Source organism: Maribellus maritimus, assembly GCF_022267315.1.
Classification (GTDB): Bacteria; Bacteroidota; Bacteroidia; order Bacteroidales; family Prolixibacteraceae; genus Draconibacterium; species Draconibacterium maritimum.
On record NZ_JAIKLE010000006.1, the window covers coordinates 212,456 to 232,644 of the forward strand.

Sequence of the window (20,189 nt, forward strand, 5' to 3'; positions counted from 1 at the left end):
AAGTTTCAAGAAATATTTTGCATTTTTGTAGTATTGAAAAACTGTTATTTGTCTTATAATCAGTAGTTAAATTTAAAATAATAAAAATCAGCAGGCGCTTTGTAGGTGCTATTATGATTTTACACGTCTTTAATTATAAAAGAATATATATCAACATAATAATACAATTTTGTCATGAATCGATTAAAACTAAAAATGTCAGTCCTTTTAATATTAAGTGTCTGGATGATATCGTGTAACCGCTACACCGATTATTCCAATGTACCCTATGAAGAACCGAATCCAAAACCCTGGGAAGATCAGGGGATTTTTCAAATCAATAAAGTGGAACCACATGCTCATTTTATTCCATTTGCAACAAAAGAACAGGCCTTAACCGAAGACAAATGGCAATCGCCAATGTTACAGTCGTTAAACGGAACCTGGCAGTTTCACCTTTCTCAAAAACCTTCGGAACGGCCGTATTGGTTTTTTAAAAACGATTTTGATACCCGTGACTGGGACGAAATTAAAGTGCCGGCTAACTGGGAAGTGGAAGGATTCGATTACCCGATTTATACCAACGTTAAATATCCGCACGATCGGACTCCCCCTGTAATTCAGGAGCATTACAATCCTGTGGGTTCCTACAAAAGAACATTTACCATTCCCGAAAATTGGGATGGAAAACGAATCGTTATTCATTTCGGCGCTGTTAGTTCAAACTTAAATCTTTGGATTAACGAACAATATGTGGGTTACAGCGAAGACAGCAAAACTCCGGCTGAATTTGACATTACTTCTTATTTAAAAGAAGGTGAAAATACACTGGCCGCTGAGATTTTCCGCTGGAGCGATGCTTCCTATCTGGAAGATCAGGATTTCTGGAGACTAAGCGGAATCACCCGTGACGTTTATCTCGAAGCCAGAAATCCGCAACATATTGCTGATTTCAGAGTTGGCTCAGGATTGGATAAAACCTATACAAACGGGCAGTTTAGCCTTGAAGTGGAATTGGCAAACAACGAAAATGCAACGGTTGAAGCCGTTCTTTCTGACGGCAATGAGGTTGTGAAAGAATTTTCAGAGACTTCAAACGGCGGAACGGTTTCTTTTGAATCAGAAATTCCGAACGTAAAAAAATGGTCGGCAGAAATTCCAAATTTGTATCAATTGATTGTTACGCTCAAAAACGATGAAGGTACAATTGAAGTATTTAAGCAGGATGTAGGTTTCCGTACCATAGAAATAAAAAATTCGGTACTGCTGGTAAATGGTCAGTATGTTTATCTGAAAGGGGCAAACCTGCACGAGCACAACGATAAAACCGGCCATGTACAGGATAAGGAAACCATGTTGCTTGATATTAAAATAATGAAGGAACATAACCTGAATGCAGTACGTACCTCGCACTACCCGGAACCTGAATTATGGTATGAACTCTGCAATAAGTACGGTTTGTACATTGTTGATGAAGCCAACATTGAATCACACGGAATGGGTTACGGAGAAGAATCTCTGGCCAAAGATGCAAGTTGGAAAGAAGCCCACTTGTATCGTACAAAAAATATGTTCGAACGCGATAAAAATCAACCTTGTATAATAATCTGGTCGTTGGGTAACGAAGCCGGAAACGGTGTGAATTTTTATGCTACCTACGATTATTTGAAATCCGTTGATTCAACTCGCCCGGTTCAGTATGAGAGATCCGGGTTAGACAGGAACACTGATATTTTCTGTCCGATGTATATGGGAATTCGCGGAATGGAACGTTTTGCAAAAGAAAATGGCGACCGTCCGCTGATTCAGTGCGAATATGCCCATGCCATGGGTAACAGTGTCGGTAATTTACAGGATTACTGGGATGTAATTGAAAAACACGATGTTTTACAGGGTGGATTCATCTGGGACTGGGTTGACCAGGGATTGTTAACCACTAATGATGAAGGAGAAGAATTCTGGGCTTATGGTGGCGACTTTGGCCCCGATACAGTTCCTTCCGATGGAAACTTCTGTTTGAACGGATTGGTTGATCCGGATCGCGGGGTAAAACCTCATCTTCTGGAAGTTAAAAAAGTATATCAATACATTGGTTTTAAACCTGTGAATTTGAAAACAGGTACTATCTCTGTAACAAATAAATTCGCGTTTCTAGATCTTTTAAAATTTGAATTTGTCTGGGAAGTGGTTGGCGATGGTGAAGTTATTGCCGCTGGAGATCTTGGTGCTTTGAATCTGGAACCGGGAGAATCAAAAAACATTACACTTGATTATGATTTAACACCGGAGCCGGGGGTGGAATACTTTTTAAATGTACACGCAAAATTAAAAGAAGACTGGAGCCTGGTTGACGCTGGAACAGAATTGGCTGCCGAACAATTTGAACTTCCGGCTTATGTTCCGGTTGAAAAAGTAAATATTGCTGAAATGCCTCCGCTTACCACCAGCGAAAATGCCAATAAGGTTACCGTTACCGGAGAAGGTTTTTCTGTTACATTTAATACCGATGAAGGTGTTATTACCAGCTTTAAACGAGGCGATGTTGAATATATCCAAAGTGGGCTGGTTCCAAACTTCTGGCGTGCACCCATCGATAACGATTTTGGAAACAATCTCCACAAACGGAGTCGAGTTTGGCGTGAAGCCGGGCAAAACAGAAAAGTGGACGCGGTTACCATTAATAAAAACGGCGAGGGTGTACAGGAGGGAGGAAGAAATACAAACATAACTACCGCCGGCGGAAACAACGACGTAGATGTGATTTTTGATTTTAACCTGGTAAATGAATCCGGTGAGGAAATTGCAAAATATACAACCGAATATACTGTATATGGTTCCGGTGATGTGGTTGTAACCAACCATTTCAAAATGACTGCAGAAGAATTACCCGAAATTGTAAGAATGGGTATGAACATGATAATGCCACGTAATTTTGACCAAATGACATGGCTGGGCCGCGGTCCTCAGGAAAGTTATGTTGACAGAAAAACAGCTGCTTTTGTTGGTTTGTACAGCGGAAGTGTTGCGGAACAGTACTGGGAATATTTGCGTCCGCAGGAAAACGGTAATAAAACCGATGTGCGCTGGTTGGCCATAACCGATGGAAGCGGAAACGGACTTTTCTTTGAAGGAATGCCATTGCTTGAAGTTAGTGCACACCATAATTTGCAGGAAGATTTTGAATCGATGGAAAGAACCGACGGACGTCAGCAGGATGGTGATGTTGTGGTGAACCGTCATACCACCGATGTAAAACCACGTGATTTAACTTCAGTAAATATCGATTACATGCAAATGGGTGTTGGCGGTGATAACAGTTGGGGAGCCTGGACCCATGATGAATACCGTTTAACAGGTGAAGAATATAGCTATTCATTCCGAATGAGGGGAATGTTAACAGGTGATGATCCATTAAAAATAGCAAAAGAAAAATTATAAATTTCTCTTTATCACAAAGGCGCAGAGTGACAGGGATTTCCTTGTTGCTTCGCGCCTTTGTTCTTTTATTTCTTTAACTTTGAACAAAACTAAACCAGTCCTGATGAAAACAACTATTGTCATTATTATTGTGTTGTTTCTTTTTTCCTGTGCAACCGAGAATTCACCAACATTCGACATTCAGCAAATTCAAAAAAGTAATAATCAAATCAGTGTCGTAGAAAATGGTGTTGGTTTTGAAGGCAATGTACTAAAAATTACTCCAACAAACGACGACCAAAGCCTTACCATTTGGGAAGGAACTGATCCTGATTTATGGAAGAACGCCAAATACCTGATTTGCGAAATCTGGCACGACAATGATTTTAGTGCGGTACTGAATGTTGAATTTTTCAGAAATGAAAGAGGAGCCGGAAACATTGTAACGCAAAGTGGCACCGAAGCAGGTGACGAGGACGGAACACCACGAATGTCGGCCAAAATTGGCGTTCTGCCAAAATTAAAAACAAAGATGGTTTTCCCGCTGGAACATCTGAATGGTCAGGAAATTTTTATGCGCCGTTTTCCCCGCCAGTTAAAAGGAACCGTTTTGGGAGACAGAATGAAACCCGAAGAAACCTCAAAAGTTATCCTTCGTTTTGGACCATGGATGGAACCTCATTTTATGCCCGAATTTGAAGTCGCAGCTGTGTATCTGACCAATGAAGAACCGGAGCCATTCTCACCAGTGAAGGAACCGGTTGTAGATAAATTTGGGCAGTGGACGGTAAAAGACTGGCCCGGTAAAACCAAAAATGAACAAGAATTGGAAACTTTGCTTGAAGGTCAACTGGCGTCTGCTCAAACAATTACATTTCCTGAAAACTGGAGCAAATACGGAGGCTGGAAAGAAAGAAAGTTTGAAGCTACTGGTTTTTTTCGCACACACAATGACGGCAATCGTTGGTGGCTGGTCGACCCGGAAGGTTATGTGTTTGTTTCCGTTGGAGTGGATTGCATCCGTTACACTGCTTCAGGAGTGAGTTCCGGTCAGGAAGATTTATTTGCATGGCTCCCCGATGAAAATGATGAACTATACAAAGACGGAATTTCCGGAAGGGGAGAACATCAGCAGGTTGATTTTTATAAGTTTAACCTGATGCGCGTTTTTGGTGAAAAATGGCGCGAAAACTGGGAAACCATTACTTCCGGGCAAATCCGGGAATTTGGAATTAACACAATTGGAAACTGGTCGGATGTTGATTATGCACGTAAATCAGGAATTCCTTATGTTCTTCCTTTGTCGCGTTTCCCATCTACCAAAGTACTATTGTATCGCGATTTCCCGGATGTTTTTGCTGAAGAGTACGAGAATAATGCAAAAGAATTTGCCCTGCAACTTAACGAGTATAAAAATGATTCCTATTTAATTGGATATTTTTTACGCAACGAACCCAACTGGGCGTTTGGTGCGCACGATATTGCTTTTGAAATGTTTGCAACAACTCAGCCATCAGAATCAAAAAATACGTTTGCGAAATGGTTGTCAGTGCAATATGCTTCTGTTGATGAGCTGAACTCAGCCTGGAATCTTGATCTACCGGATTTTGAAACGCTCACTCAACAGGTTTTTGATGATTATCCTTCGGAAAAAGCAAAGGGAGATTTTTGGGAATTTTCTGAAATCCTGGTTGCAAAATATGTAAATGTACCTTGCGACGAGGTAGAAAAAGTGGATCCAAACCACCTGAACCTGGGAATGCGTTACGCGTGGTTGAGTTCCGATTTATTGTACAAAGCGGGCGAACGTTTTGATGTATTTTCCATTAATGGTTACGGAAATCCCGGACCGCCGGAAACGGCTGAAATCGCAGAAATAAGCGGCAAACCGGTAATGATTGGCGAGTTTCATTTTGGAGCTACTGACCGTGGATTGCCTGCCACCGGAATTCAGGGAGCTTTAAGCCAGAGCGACCGGGGTAAAGCCTACAGGTATTATATTGAACAGGGACTCGCCCGACCGGAACTGATTGGGATGCACTATTTCCAATGGCTCGACCAGCCGGTTTTTGGCCGCTTCGATGGCGAGAATTACAATATCGGGCTTATGGATATTTGTAATAATCCTTACAAAGAGTTGATCGAAGCAGTAAAACAGACACATCAAAAGATGTATGAAGTTGCTAGTGGAACTGAACAGCCTTTTAATGAAATAATCGAAAAAATTCCACCAATCCATTATTAAAATGAAACAGTTCATATTTATTCTCGGTATATTTTCTTTTTTGAATTTGAGTTGTAACTCACAATCAGGAACCACCCCAAATGGTAAAACGGTTGAAATAAAAATAAATCAGGAACTCACCTTTCAAACCATTCACAATTTTGGCGCCTCCGACGCGTGGAGTTGCCAGTTTGTTGGCAACTGGCCCGAAGTCCAAAAAAACAAAGTGGCAGACCTTCTGTTTAGTTTGGAAGAAAATGAAGATGGTTCTCTTAGGGGAATTGGGTTGAGTTGCTGGCGGTTTAACATTGGTGGTGGCAGCGCCGATTTGGAAGACAAAACCGGAATTGATGATTCCTGGCGACGTGCCGAGAGCTTTTTGCAACCCAACGGAACATACAACTGGCAAAAACAAAGCGGACAACGCTGGTTTTTAAACGCAGCACAACAACGCGGGGTGGAAACGTTTATCGGTTTTGTAAATAGTCCGCCTGTAGTGCTCACAAAAAACGGAAAAGCTTTTTCTTCCGGGGGAAATTCAATGAACCTAACCGAAGAAAACCTTCCTGAATACAGTAATTTTCTTGTGGAAGTGACTAAAAATATTCAAAAAAATGAAGGTGTTTTGTTTGATTATCTTTCACCGGTAAACGAACCGCAGTGGGATTGGAAAGGCGGTCAGGAAGGTTCTCCATGGAGAAACAATGAAATTGCAAATTTGTGCCGGATTTTAGGACCCGATTTAAAAAACGCAGGTTTGTCTACACAAATTGAAATTACAGAAGCCGGACAGCTGAATCACTTTTATGAAAAGGCAAACGACGTGGAAAGGGGTTTTCAGATAGAACAATTCTTTTCGCCAGCCTCCGAAAACTATGTAGGTGACGTTCCGAATATGGCGCACAAAATTGCCGGGCACAGTTATTTCACGACAACAAATGATAACGTTCTGAAAGATGTCAGAACAAAAGTTCATGCAGAAATCCAACATGTAGATCCAACCCTGGAATTTTGGATGAGTGAATTTTGCATTCTTGGCGATAATGATGGTTTTGTTGGAAATGGCCGTGATTTGGGAATGGAAACTGCGCTGTTTGTTGCCAACGTTATTCATGCCGATTTAACCATAGCCAATGCAAGCGCCTGGCACTGGTGGCTGGCAGTTAGTCCGTATGATTTTAAAGACGGCCTGGTTTACATCGACAAAAACGAAACTGGTGGTGAGATTTACGACTCAAAATTGTTGTGGGGCCTGGGCAATTTCTCGCGGTTTGTAAGGCCCGGTGCAAAGCGGGTTTCTGTGCAAACAAATTCTGAACCAGAGATTAAAGCTTCAGCATACAAAAATAAAGGAGGAGATTTGGTACTTGTCGTTATCAACCGAAGCGCAGAGCAAAAAGCAGTTGATTTACATTTGGAGGTTGGGGAAATCGGGTCCCTGAAAATCTATGAGACATCAGAGTCAAACGATCTGCAACCTGTTAAAGTAAAACAAGAGGAAGGTACATTTTCTGTTCCCGCCAAAAGTATTTCAACCGTGTTGATCAAATAAACACACAGAAGTTGCTGAGTTCTATTTTGAGGTAATACTCAAAGCAATATCTTTTAAATAAACCGGAGATTCAATTGTTAGAGTTCCACCGGGATGAACAATTTTTTGTTTGCTATAAAACTTCCCGGTCTTGGTATTTAACCATTTTATTCGATATTTTCCTTCCGGCAGTTTTATTTGGGGATTTATTTTGCCTTCTCCGCCTCTAAAGTAAATTGCATATTGTTTTCCCGTTTCCGCCAGAACCCGAGCTCTTACATCTTTCGGAATACTGGCAGTTTCGATTACATTATTTTGAGGTTTCATTTGAATAAACTCAAAATCAGAAATAAAGTTCTTAAGAATTTTTAGCCATTCTCTTAAAACAGGGCCTCCGCTATTTACTGCTTTAGGAGCAGTTTTTCCTTTTTCGTCGGTCGATAGAAAGGAAAGATCCAGATTGTTAAAAACGGCACATCCTGCAAGTATCGTTTCCCAGCCTTCCATACGATAAAAATTTGGGTCGGTTGTCATTCCTGTCTCATCATTGCCAATTGGTTTGTTTAAATGATAGTTTAATGTGGCAATATCGTCATCTAACGTTCGCTCTTCCGGGTAGGCATAATGCCAGTTAAAAATGTCGACGTGCGGGTTTGGATTGGAAAGCTGACTTGTGCCGTTTTGTATATTTACTGCAACGAGGTGTTTGTTAGTATATGTGCTTTCAGCTTCGATAATTTTTTCAATAATAAAATTTTGCCAATTGGCCGGCACGCCCATCACATAGGGTTCATTACAGATTTCATAGTAAATATTGTCATAAAAACGAAGTTCGCTTACAATCTTATCAACCAACCCGGTTTGCACTTCAAGCAGTTTTCCGTTGTTGAGGGTTAGCGCAGTATCGCGCTTAAAATTTCCTATATCATTTATATTATTCTTTTGATGCCACGGGCTGTATTCCCAAAGCACATCGTTATAAAATGGACAGAACAATACAATCTCCACAATAATATCGTATTTTCCGGCAAGCTCTATAAAATCTTTTAATCGTTTAAAATATTCCGGGTTGTAACTGGATAAATCAAACTTATTTCCTCCGTTGATGTAACCCGGCTCACGGCTTCTTTCCCATGGTACAATTAACCGATTGGAAGCAGGAGAAAGTGGTTGATCCTGGGGATATTTAAACCAACCAACGTTTTCAACATAATTTCCAATAAATAACCGGGTAAGATTAAAATCGTATTTTTTTAATTCTTTTAAATAAACCCGGTAATCAAAGTCAAGATTTATGACTGCTCCGTAGTGTTCAGCAGAAGTTATTAAAATAGTCGGTTCTCCTCTGAAAAGAAAATAATGGGGATTTTTTTTGTTCAGAGAAAAAAATGAAGTGTTTTTATCTCTGTTACGGAGTTTTTTATCCGGGGCTTTATTCTCAAGTTGAGAAGAGTTTGCAAAATGAGTTGTAGCTGTCACCCCGTTTGGATGGCCAATAAAAAAGACCGGAGACAAAATATAAATGAAAAGGAAATTAACAATACGCTTCATAGCTTTGATATTAAATTGTGGATGTTGTTCTGACTAAAATAAGAAATTTAAGAAAGAGTTGAAAATCATTTTGAATCAGAGCTTTGAGTTTTGTTTTTTTTATAAAGCGAAAGAGCATGCCGCCCCTGCAGAAGAGAAATTTTCTGAATTTTTTATTTCTGGTAATTCCAGTTTTCCTTTACCTTTGGCCCAAATTCAAAAGCATGGGATTACAAAATTTTATATATGCGGCGTTGCTTGCTGTTTTCTTTTTTGTTACTGTTGGAATAAGTTTAAAAAGAAAAGACGGTTTTATTGGGAAAATGAAGTATTTATTCCCTGCTATGCTCTTTACCGGAGCCATATTTATCATCTGGGACATTCGTTTTACAGAATTGGGCATCTGGAGTTTTAATCCCGGTTATTTACTGGGAATCTCACTGATGCAGCTTCCTCTGGAAGAGTGGTTGTTCTTTTTTGTTGTTCCGTTTTTTAGTGTTTACATTTACGAAGTATTAAAAATTCGCCTTATCCGTTCTTCCCGCCCAAATATATTTGTGGTGTTGAGTCTGGTTTTGCTTGTGGTTTATGCTTTGGTCGCTTATTCTTACCGGAAAGATTTATATACATTTTTTACTTTTTTCCTGCTTACAATTTATTTTGGCTACACTATTTTTCGCAATAATTTTAAAAAGAACTATCCTAAATTTTATCTTTCCTATTTGTTTGCACTTGCGCCTTTTTTGATTCTCAGAGGAATTTTAACGGGACTGCCGGTAGTAACCTTTAATTATGACCATATTTTGAATGTTTTTATTTTTTCTATCCCGATAGAAGATTTGGGTTATTTCTTCCTTATTCATTTGATGAATATTACCATTTTTGAATATTTGAGTGTAAGACGATTTTATTAGTGGTTTAAACTTTTCAGGCATGATTCTTTTTTATAAAACCGGAATTCTTTTTTACGCTTTCTTTGCGCGTATTTCGTCGCTGTTTAGCGGAAAAGCACGCTTATTTGTAAGGGGAAGAAAAAATTGGCGCAAAACTTTATCTGAGAAGGTAGACAGTACTGCCAGGTATATATGGATGCACTGTGCTTCGTTGGGTGAATTTGAACAGGGAAGACCGCTTATTGAAGAAATAAAAAAGCAGTTCCCTGACTGTAAAATTGTGCTTACTTTTTTTTCTCCTTCTGGTTTTGAAATTCGTAAAGATTATGAACTGGCGGATATTGTGATGTATTTGCCGTTGGATACAAAACGGAATGCGAAGGACTTTCTAAATCTTCTGAAACCCGAAAAAGTATTTTTTGTAAAGTACGAATTTTGGCATTTTTATATTTCGGAATTGAAAAAAAGAAATATTCCGCTGTTTATTGTTTCTGCTATTTTTCGTGAAAACCAGCATTTTTTTAAAAACACACCCTGGGGAAAATGGTATAGAAAAATGCTTTTTAAAGTTGAACACATTTTTGTTCAGAGTGAGGTATCGGCAAAATTGTTAAAAATGGTAGGAGTAAATAATTTTACGATTTCGGGAGATACCCGTTTTGACAGGGTTGCCTCCATTGCAAAAGGTTTCAAAAATTTTCCAATTGTTGAAAAGTTTAAGGGAAATTTGCCGCTAATTGTTGCCGGAAGTACCTGGAAGCCTGATGAAGAGCTGCTTGTAGAGTTTATCAACCAAAATTCGGAAGCCAAAATGGTTTTCGCCCCCCATGAGGTTTCGGAGGCAAATATTAACAGGTTGACACAAATGTTGAAAAAACCTGTAGCCAGGTTTAGTCAGATTAAAAATTCCGAGGTCGAAAATCTTCAGGTTATAATAATTGATTCAATAGGGATTTTATCTTCTATATATAAATACGGCAACATTGCCTATATCGGGGGTGGTTTTGGCGTAGGAATTCATAATATTTTAGAGGCAGCAACTTTTGGGCTGCCGGTAATTTTTGGACCCAATCATCAAAGATTTAAAGAAGCAGTCGACTTAAAATCCGAAGGAGGAGCCTTTTCAATTAATGACTTTTATCAGCTTAAAACCATTATGGATTCCTTGTTGAACGATGATGAAGCGTTAAAAAAAGCCTCAAAAATCAGTAAAAATTATGTTGCAAAAAATATTGGCTCTACATCACTTATCATAAAAAAAGTATTTAAATAATAGCTTTTTTTTAACAATTCTCGCCTGTTTTTTTTTCTTAAAATTTTTGAATTTTCAGAACAGAAATTCGTATAAATTTATTTCAAATTTCCAAGTCAAATTTTTTGTTTTGGTAAACTTTTTCTACTTGAAATATTGTTATGTGTTTGATTATTAGTGTACTAACATATAAAAGTTGATAACTTTTAATTAAATAGTCGTAAAAAACTTTCCAAAATATTTGATTGATTTCTATCTTCACTTCACAATTTCAAAGGAGGGAAAATTAGAGTCCCAGGAACGGAATTCAAATTAATACATTAAATCATTTAACTGGACAAAATGGCATACAACGAAGTATCAGTAAAGGCCCCCGTAGGCAAAAAAATTTACTCGCAGGAGGAAGCGGTAAAAGCTTCATTAGAGTACTTCAAAGGAGATGATCTTGCTGCAAGGGTGTGGGTGAATAAATATGCACTCAAAGATTCATTTGGGAATATTTTTGAGTTGACACCCGATGATATGCATAAGAGGCTGGCGAAAGAAATTGCCAGAATAGAGAAACGGTATCCGAATCCACTTACCGAAGAAGAAATATATAAAGTGTTAAAAGGATTCAAATACATTGTTCCCCAGGGTGGACCAATGACAGGTATTGGTAATAATTATCAGGTTGCATCACTTTCCAACTGTTTTGTTGTGGGAAATGACGGAGATTCTGATTCGTATGGCGGAATTATGAAAATTGACCAGGAACAAGTCCAGTTAATGAAAAGACGCGGGGGAGTAGGTCATGATTTATCGCATATCCGTCCAAAGGGTTCACCTGTAAAAAATTCGGCACTTACATCAACCGGTATTGTTCCGTTTATGGAACGATATTCCAATTCAACGCGCGAGGTTGCACAAGACGGGAGACGCGGTGCTTTGATGTTGTCGGTTTCTGTAAAACACCCGGATTCAGAAAGTTTTATCGATGCCAAGCTGGAACAGGGAAAAGTTACAGGAGCAAATGTTTCGGTAAAAATCAAGGATGATTTTATGGAAGCAATTGAAGCCGGGAAACCCTATGTGCAGCAATATCCAATCGATTCAGATAAGCCTACCTATAAAAAGGAAATTGACGCTGGTGCTTTGTGGGAGAAAATTGTAAAAAATGCATGGAAATCTGCTGAGCCGGGAATTCTTTTCTGGGATACGATAATTAACGAATCTGTGCCGGATTGCTATGCTGATCTTGGCTACCGCACTGTGTCTACTAATCCGTGTGGTGAAATTCCGCTTTGCCCCTATGACAGTTGTCGTTTGTTGGCTATTAATTTGTATTCTTATGTAGAGAAACCGTTTACAACACAGGCCAAATTCAATTTTGATCTGTTCAAAGAACATATTCACTACGCTCAGCGGATAATGGACGATATTATTGATCTTGAACTGGAGAAGATTGATGCTATTCTTGAAAAAGTAAATTCAGATCCGGAAGCTGAAGATATTAAATTTACAGAACTTAATCTTTGGGAGAGTATCAAAAAGAAAGCCAACGAAGGGCGCAGGACAGGAATTGGAATAACTGCTGAAGGCGATATGCTGGCGGCACTTGGCTTACGCTACGGAAGTGAAAATGCCATTGATTTTTCAGAAGAAGTTCATAAAAATATTACTTTAGAAGCTTATCGTTCATCGGTATACATGGCCAAAGAACGCGGCTCATTCAAAATTTACGACAGCAAGCGTGAGGAAAATAACCCGCTGATTAAACGCATTAAAGATGCAGATCCCGAGTTGTATGAAAAGATGACAGAGTTTGGTCGTCGGAACATAGCACTGCTCACTATTGCACCAACAGGTACTACCAGTTTGATGACACAAACTACTTCAGGGATAGAACCTGTTTTTATGCCGGTTTATAAAAGAAGAAGAAAAGTAAATCCAAACGATAAAGATGTTCGTGTTGACTTTGTGGATGAAGTTGGCGACCATTGGGAGGAATACACTGTTTTCCATCACAAATTCAAAACCTGGATGGAAATAAACGGGTATAAAACCGACCGTGAATATTCGCAGGAGGATTTGGATGGAATGGTGAAAAAGTCGCCTTATTATAAAGCAACGTCAAACGATGTTGACTGGCTGGCCAAGGTTCGTATGCAGGGACGCGTACAAAAATGGGTCGATCACTCCATTAGTGTAACCATTAATTTGCCGGCAGATGTTTCTCAGGAACTGGTTGGCGATCTGTATTTCCAGGCGTGGAAAAACGGATGTAAAGGTGTAACTGTTTATCGTGATGGTTCGCGTTCAGGTGTTTTGCTTTCAAACGATTCAAAAGAGAAAAAGAAAGCCGGTTCTTTCCCAACAAAACGTCCTGAAAAACTGGAAGCAGATGTGGTTCGTTTTCAGAACAATAAAGAAAAATGGATTGCCTTTATGGGGCTGATGGATGGGAAACCTTATGAAATTTTTACAGGTCTCTCGGATGATGAAGATGGAATTTTACTTCCCCGCTCAATAACAAAAGGGTATATTATTAAAAGCTGGGATGGAGAAGATAGTTCGCGCTACGATTTTCAGTATATCAATAAACGAGGGTATAAAACGACCATCGAAGGTCTTTCTCATAAATTCAATCCGGTATTCTGGAACTATGCAAAACTGATTTCAGGAACTTTACGACACGGAATGCCTATTCATAAAGTTGTTGAGCTGGTAACCAGTCTTCAGCTTGATAATGAGACTATTAATTCATGGAAAGCCGGTGTGGCACGTGCGTTAAAAAAATATATACCAGATGGAACACTTGCAGAAGATGCCAAATGTGGCGAATGCGGTTCAGATGAAGTAGTATACCAGGAAGGCTGTTTAACCTGTCTTTCCTGTGGATCTTCGAAGTGTGGATAAAACCAGGATAAGAAGTCGAAAAAAAACCAGGGCTGTTGTCTCTGGTTTTTTTGTTTTAAAAATTGAGAAATAAAAAAGACGCCCGAATAAAAAGGCGTCTTGTAAGTATATATATTTTTTAAAGTCTACGCTTCAATCATTTTTTGGTATTCTTCAGCCGACATCAAATCATCCAGTTCTGAAGAATCTTTTATCTCAACTTTTATCATCCAGCCTGCTCCATACGGATCTTTATTTACTACTTCCGGTTCATCAGCCAAAGCTTCATTCACCTCTGAAACAGTTCCTCCAACCGGCATAAAAAGATCTGAGACAGTTTTAACGGCTTCAACGGTTCCAAAAGTTTCTCCTTTGTCCAGCTCTTCACCTTCGGTTTCTATCTCAACAAAAACAACATCACCCAATTCGCCCTGAGCAAAATCGGTAACTCCAACAACAGCAACATCACCGTCTACACGAATCCATTCGTGGTCTTGCGTGTATTTTAAGTCAGCAGGTATTTTCATTTTGTATATTTTTTAATTTGTCAACGTTTTTGTAATAAGCAGAATTGTTTTGAGAATTTTACTGAAATTACTTCAAAACATAATTATTTATTGTGCCAAATTTAATACAATTTAATGAAAGATAAAGTGTTATTGCAAATGCATTTTTATGATTTATATTTCATTTTCACTTAGGTTTTAAAATTTCTGTGGCATATTTGTACTATTGAAAAAATAAAAATATGTTTTCTGAGAAAATATCTTCAGTCAAAGAACTTAAACAGGTTGCGCAGAATTTGATGGCTGCATTTCCTGAGCAAAAGGTGTTTGCCTTTTATGGTAAAATGGGGGCGGGCAAAACTACATTTATACAAGCTGTTTGTAAAGAATTAGGAACCGATGATAATGTTACAAGTCCGACCTTTGCATTAATCAACGAATATAAAACCAAAGATTTGTCATCCATTTTTCATTTCGATTTTTACAGAATTAAAGACATTGAAGAGGCATTTGATTTGGGCTATGAGGATTATTTGTACAGCGGGGAATATTGTTTTATTGAGTGGCCGGAAATGATAGAATCGCTTTTGCCAGAACATGTTACTGAAGTATACATCCAGGCAGACGATAAAGGAAACAGGCTGATTACAGCCCGGACAACATAATTTACATAACATTTTGAAATTTGGCGTTTAGAATGTAACTTGTTGAGCCTTTTTATCGCATAATATAGAGTCTAACTAAATATTCAGGAATGAAGTCAACCGAAGAATCAAAGGAGCGGGCATTAGTATCGAAAACCATGCTAATGCCTAAAGAAGAGATGCTGGAAATAAAGAAGAAAGGGCAAAAAATAAAGATTGGCATTCCTTCCGATTACTCAAAAGTTGAATACCGTGTACCTTTAACGCCTCAGGCAGTTGACTTGTTGGTTTCTTATGGTCACGAAATTCTAATTGAAACCAACGCCGGGAAATCGGCCAGTTATTCGGATGATGATTACCGGAAATCAGGTGCGCGGATTGTCGATAAAAAAGAAGAGACTTTTCAGTGTGATATCATTTTGCGCCTCGCTCCTTTTGATGAGGAGGAAATCGGGTTTTTAAGGGGCAATCAGGTTGTTATTTCAAGTATGCAGATTGAATCTCATTGTAAGGAGTCGATTCAAAAAATGCTGCAAAAAAAAGTTACCTCAATTGCTTTTGAGAATTTGGAAGACGAGGAAGGTTTTATGCCTTTTGTGCACCAAATGAGTCAGATTGCAGGTGTAACGGCTATTACAATCGCAAGTGAATATTTAAGTAACTCCAGAAACGGAAAGGGAGTTTTGTTTGGAGAAGTTACCGGTGTTACTCCGGCTGAACTGGTTATTTTAGGAACAAGCACAGCTGCCGAATATGCTGCGAGAGCAGCATTAGGACTGGGTATTTTTGTAAAAGTTTTTGATACTTCGGTTTCGGAATTGAGTAAACTGGAAGAAAAACTGGGCCGCCGGATTTTTACTTCGGTTTTTTACCCTAAAGTTCTCCGTAAAGCATTGGTTTCCGCCGATGCGGTTATCGGCGCCATGTCATTTAATACTACTCCAAAATTTAAGGTGTCAGAGGAGCTGGTGAAACAAATGAAAGAAGGCTCGGTTATTATTGACCTTAATGCAAGCCAGGGAGGCAGTTTTGAGACTTCGCATTGTACTGATTTCAAAAACCCAACCTATGTGAAACATGGCGTTGTACACTACTGTGTTCCAAATTCACCCTCGATGGTTGCACGAACTGCCTCTATATCAATGAGTAATATTCTTATTCCTATTCTTTTGGCTATTGGCGAAAACGGAGGGGTTGACAACTATATAAAAGGCTCGAAGGGTTTTCGTAAAGGTGTTTATGTTTATCATGGGATACTTACAAACCATGAAATAGGCCGCCTTTTTAATCTTCCTTCAAAAGATATCGATTTATTGCTCGCTGTTTTTTAGAAGCATAAAAGAAATCCCTTCTACCATTACTTCGTTTTCCACTTCGCCAAGTCCGTTTTCATTGATTGAATACCAATTGGCAATTATTTCAAATTTTCCCTGAGGGAGTTGAACTCTTCTTTCGGTTTTGGTACCGTTAAAAAGTAAAACAATTTTTTCCCACGAGTCGCCAACCAATTTTCCATCAATGGAATAAGCAATTGTTCCGGGATGGTATTCTGAAAAGAACGTTAAACTTTTTCTTACTTGTTCTGCAGAAGGAATACGAAAGGCCGGATGGTTTTTCCGCAATTGAATTAAATTTTGGAAATACTCAAAAACTTCGAGGTATTCCGCTTTTTTGTCCCAGTCAATTTGATTTATCGCATCCGGTGATTTATATGAGTTGCCACTTCCCCCTTTCGAGCGTGCAAACTCAATACCAGAGTGCAAAAACGGAATTCCTTGCGAAGTAAGAACAAGAGCCCCGGTCAGTTTTACCATTTTTCGCAATTCTTCATCACTCGCTTTTGGCTGACTTAATTTTAGTTTATCCCAAAGTGTATAATTGTCGTGACAGGAGGCATAGTTGATACATTGCTTCGGATCTGTTGCCCATGCTCTTCGCGATGGTTCAACGTAATCGTAAACAATTTGCGGGTGGTAGGTTGCACCTACAATCCCGAATTTTATCGATTCTTCGCGTAAGTCGAGTCCGCTTACAAAACCTTTGCTTTTTTTATTTCCGTGATTTCCTTTGATGGCGTCTCTGAAATCATCATTAAACGAAGCTATTCCGGGTAATTTTGGAGTATTAAACTTCACAGCACGTAATTCCTCCGGCATCGGGCTTTGATCGGCAGCCCATCCCTCTCCGTATAAAATAATTCCCTGATTTATTTTTTTGAGCTCCTGCTGAATTTCATTCATTGTATCCAGGTCATAAATACCCATCAAATCAAAGCGAAAACCGTCAATATGAAATTCTTGTGCCCAGTATTTAAGCGAATCGATGATGTACTTTCTTACCATTTTTCGTTCCGATGCAATTTCATTTCCACAGCCTGAAGCGTTTGAAAATGTTCCGTCGGGTTTTTGCCGGTAGAAATAACCGGGAACGGTTTGGTTAAATACGGATTCTTTTGCAAAATAAGTATGATTGTAAACCACATCCAGAACAACTCCAATCCCATTCGTATGCAGCGCCTGTACCAGTTTTTTAAATTCTTTTATACGGACAGTCCCATCGGAAGGATTACTTGAATACGAGCCTTCCAGTGCATTGTAGTGTAACGGGTCGTAGCCCCAATTGTATTTTTCGAGAGGCTTTTCTTCATCAACAGTAAAAAAATCGTAAACCGGGAGCAAATGTACATGTGTTATTCCCAATTCTTTTAAATGAGAAAGGCCGGTTGCTATGCCCTCTGTAGTTTTGGTATCTTCTTCTGTAAAGCCTAAAAATTTCCCTTTACTCTGAATCCCGGAATTTTCGGCAATTGAAAAGTCACGAACATGAGTTTCATAAATTACTGCGTCGGTGTAATGCGGCAATTTGGGGCTGCTGTCGTTTTCCCAATTTTCTGGATTGGTTTTTTTCGGATTATAAATCATTCCGCGCAAACCGTTTATACCCACACAGCGGGCGTAAATATCAGGAGTTTCTTCCAGCCACTCGCCGTCGTTTATCCTGAATGTATAAAACTTTCCGTCGTAATCACCCAAAAGAACTGTAGACCAGGTTCCGTTACTGCCGGCCTGCAGTTGTGTTTTATGAAAAGGTTCTCCGGTTGTTCCGTCTTTATATAAGCGAAACTCCACAATCTTTGCCGTTGGCGCCCAGATTTTCACAAGTGTTTTTTCGGGCGTCCAAAACACCCCTAAATCGTCCTTTTCATAAAAAGGATAGACAGAAAAATCAATATGGTTAAATTTCCACTCTCTCATCAAAACTTAAATAATGTTTTTTTCAAAAAAACGCTTTTGCTTCCCAATCGCCTCCCTTTTACATCGGAAATGATAATTTTTGCTTTTGGAAATTTTTTGAGTTTTTTATCATGACGATAAAAACGGTTAATATCAATTTCAAGTGTGTGCGTTTTCCCTTTTTCAAGATATAAGGGATAAAAAGTACGGTTCTCCATTCCCTTGATTTTGAATTTCCGTTTTAACCAGAAATTGTCAAAAATCAGCAAAGGCCGGTCAAGATCAATGTCGGTATTTCCCGTATTTTTTACAGAAAGATTTAGAAAATCAGGGAAATACACCCTATCTTTTTTTAGCTCTATCTGTACTCTTTTGAACTGGAAGAATGGCTTTTTTATTTTTTGAGTCTTTTTCCCCCCCATTTTTCGTAAAACCAAAAAGACGACTCCCAGGAGAGCGATTCCTATAATTATTCCGAGAAGTTTATCCCCGTCGGGACCAATTTCAGTTTGCGCAAAAATAATTTTTGAGATTGTAAGTAATCCGACTAAAAAAAACGCTTTCTTCATCCTCTTGAATTTCGGACAAAAATAAGAGTTTTTTTTAAGTAGAATTTTTTAAATTATCAACTGCGATAAATCGATAATTTTTACGCTAAAATACCAGAAAGATTTGTAGTTATCAGAAGATAGTCATCTAGCTATTTCGAATACTCTCCACTTCTTCTATGGTTTTTGGTTTGGGCTTCCCAAGTAATTCTACGCCATTTTGGGTCATTACAAAATCTTCTTCGTTCCGGATTCCTCCAAAATTGCGGTAGCTATCCACTTTTTCCCAGTTAATAAATTCGCTGAATTTATTTTGTGAACGCCACAAATCAATCAATTCCGGAATAAAATAAATTCCCGGCTCAATGGTAACTACATGCCCTGTTTCCAACGGTTTGGCCAGGCGAAGCGATTTTAGTCCAAATTGTGTGCTCTTAGGCTGTCCGTTGTAGCCAACCCAAACTTCGCCAAGGTCTTCCATATCGTGAACATCCAGGCCCATCATGTGGCCGGTTCCGCAAGGAAAGAATAAGGCGTGTGCTCCGGCTTCTACAGCATCTTGGGTATTTCCTTTGGTAAATCCCATGCTTTTCATCCCGTCGAAAATGGCTTTGCATGCCGCAATATGTGCATTTTTAAATGGTTGCTGAATCTGGAGTGCGTCTATTGCCGCCTGGTGGGCATCCAATGTTATTTTATAAATTTCTTTTTGCTCAGGAGTAAATTTTTTGCTTACAGGGAAGGTACTTGATAGATCGCCGGCATATCCCAGTGGTGTTTCATAACCTGCATCCACAAGAAAAAGATCTCCCTCTTTTATTGTGTTTCCGTGGTAATGATTATGAAGGGTTTGCCCGTTTACGGTTGCAATTATTGGGAATGCAATTTCACCACCTGCGGCGAGGGCAACTTTGTGTATTTCTGCAGCTAACTGTGCTTCATTCATTCCCGGCCGGGCAAATTTCATGGCTGCCACGTGCATATCAACCGAAATATCTACCGCTTTTTCTATTTCTTTAATTTCTTCTTCTGTTTTTATTTCGCGCTGACTAACAATAGCTTTAACCAGTTCAACTGAAAATGATTTGTCAATTTCTGTCGGGTTAATATTTAAAAGGTTGAAAAGTTTGATTTTATTTTCAGGGCGATACAAAGGAAGAAAATGTATTTTTTGTGCCGATTGTAAAAATGCGGAAAGCTTGTTTAATGGTTTGTTGTTTTTTACGCCACAAAGCTCTGATCTTTCCGCAATTGTGGGCTGAGGACCCATCCATACGATATCGTCGATGGTATAGTCGTTCCCAAAAATTATTTCTCTGTCGTTATCGATATCGATTACAGCAGCCAATCCGGGATGTGAAATTCCAAAATAATAAAGAAAAGTGCTGTCTTGCCTGAAATGATAGGTATTGTCGGTATAATTCATTGGCGACTCGTCATTGCCGAATAAAAGAATGATTCCTGAGCCTACTTTCTCTTTTAAGATTTTTCTTCGTTCGATATACGTTTTCTGCTTGAACATAATTATAAAATTTTACTATTCAGTTGCTTATTG

The 20,189-nt window shown here is 39.0% G+C and carries 13 protein-coding genes; 8 read left to right on the forward strand and 5 right to left on the reverse strand.

All coding sequences use genetic code 11. The annotated features are described in order from the left end of the window. The first annotated feature begins 174 nt into the window (after window positions 1-174). From K5G00_RS07860 to K5G00_RS07870, 3 genes are all read left to right on the forward strand, one after another. Window positions 175-3,417, forward strand: coding sequence for a glycoside hydrolase family 2 TIM barrel-domain containing protein (locus tag K5G00_RS07860; RefSeq protein ID WP_238765590.1), 3,243 nt, complete (start codon window positions 175-177; stop codon window positions 3,415-3,417). A 103-nt stretch (window positions 3,418-3,520) separates the two neighbouring features. Continuing rightward, a complete protein-coding gene (locus K5G00_RS07865) occupies window positions 3,521-5,641 on the forward strand; it encodes a glycoside hydrolase 5 family protein (RefSeq protein WP_238765591.1) in 2,121 nt (706 codons plus the stop codon). A 1-nt stretch (window position 5,642) separates the two neighbouring features. After that, complete coding sequence (locus K5G00_RS07870; protein WP_238765592.1) at window positions 5,643-7,172, forward strand: glycoside hydrolase family 30 protein; 1,530 nt, start codon at window positions 5,643-5,645, stop codon at window positions 7,170-7,172. A 21-nt stretch (window positions 7,173-7,193) separates the two neighbouring features. On the opposite strand, the gene K5G00_RS07875 is transcribed toward K5G00_RS07870, so the two are convergent. After that, on the reverse strand, window positions 7,194-8,702 hold the full coding sequence (locus tag K5G00_RS07875) for a hypothetical protein (protein ID WP_238765593.1): 1,509 nt from the start codon (window positions 8,700-8,702) through the stop codon (window positions 7,194-7,196). 203 nt (window positions 8,703-8,905) lie between these two features. Between K5G00_RS07875 and K5G00_RS07880 the strand changes: the two genes are divergently transcribed. From K5G00_RS07880 to K5G00_RS07890, 3 genes are all read left to right on the forward strand, one after another. After that, window positions 8,906-9,595 (forward strand): lycopene cyclase domain-containing protein, encoded by a 690-nt coding sequence (locus K5G00_RS07880; RefSeq protein ID WP_238765594.1) that lies wholly within the window; start codon window positions 8,906-8,908, stop codon window positions 9,593-9,595. 19 nt (window positions 9,596-9,614) lie between these two features. Further along, on the forward strand, window positions 9,615-10,847 hold the full coding sequence (locus tag K5G00_RS07885; protein WP_238765595.1) for a 3-deoxy-D-manno-octulosonic acid transferase: 1,233 nt from the start codon (window positions 9,615-9,617) through the stop codon (window positions 10,845-10,847). 321 nt (window positions 10,848-11,168) lie between these two features. Beyond that, complete coding sequence (locus K5G00_RS07890; protein ID WP_238765596.1) at window positions 11,169-13,724, forward strand: adenosylcobalamin-dependent ribonucleoside-diphosphate reductase; 2,556 nt, start codon at window positions 11,169-11,171, stop codon at window positions 13,722-13,724. A gap of 125 nt (window positions 13,725-13,849) precedes the next feature. Here the strand turns inward: K5G00_RS07890 and gcvH are convergent, their stop codons facing one another. Beyond that, a complete protein-coding gene (gene gcvH / locus K5G00_RS07895) occupies window positions 13,850-14,230 on the reverse strand; it encodes a glycine cleavage system protein GcvH (RefSeq protein WP_158865723.1) in 381 nt (126 codons plus the stop codon). Window positions 14,231-14,451: 221 nt separating this feature from the next. On the opposite strand from gcvH, the gene tsaE reads away from it, so the two are divergent. Together tsaE and K5G00_RS07905 are read left to right on the forward strand one after the other, a co-directional pair. Continuing rightward, a complete protein-coding gene (tsaE, locus tag K5G00_RS07900) occupies window positions 14,452-14,874 on the forward strand; it encodes a tRNA (adenosine(37)-N6)-threonylcarbamoyltransferase complex ATPase subunit type 1 TsaE (protein ID WP_238765597.1) in 423 nt (140 codons plus the stop codon). Window positions 14,875-14,963: 89 nt separating this feature from the next. Next, window positions 14,964-16,184: an alanine dehydrogenase gene (locus tag K5G00_RS07905; protein WP_238765598.1), complete on the forward strand. Its 1,221-nt coding sequence runs from the start codon at window positions 14,964-14,966 to the stop codon at window positions 16,182-16,184. Here the strand turns inward: K5G00_RS07905 and pulA are convergent. The 3 genes from pulA to K5G00_RS07920 form a co-directional block, all read right to left on the reverse strand. Next, on the reverse strand, window positions 16,164-18,107 hold the full coding sequence (gene pulA / locus K5G00_RS07910) for a type I pullulanase (protein WP_238765599.1): 1,944 nt from the start codon (window positions 18,105-18,107) through the stop codon (window positions 16,164-16,166). The genes K5G00_RS07905 and pulA overlap by 21 nt on opposite strands. Beyond that, window positions 18,107-18,655, reverse strand: coding sequence for a hypothetical protein (locus K5G00_RS07915; protein ID WP_238765600.1), 549 nt, complete (start codon window positions 18,653-18,655; stop codon window positions 18,107-18,109). Before K5G00_RS07915 ends, pulA begins: the two co-directional genes overlap by 1 nt. A gap of 127 nt (window positions 18,656-18,782) precedes the next feature. Continuing rightward, window positions 18,783-20,156 carry an aminopeptidase P family protein gene (locus K5G00_RS07920; RefSeq protein ID WP_238765601.1) on the reverse strand — a complete coding sequence of 458 codons (1,374 nt, stop codon included), beginning with the start codon at window positions 20,154-20,156 and terminating at the stop codon, window positions 18,783-18,785. Window positions 20,157-20,189 lie beyond the last annotated feature (33 nt).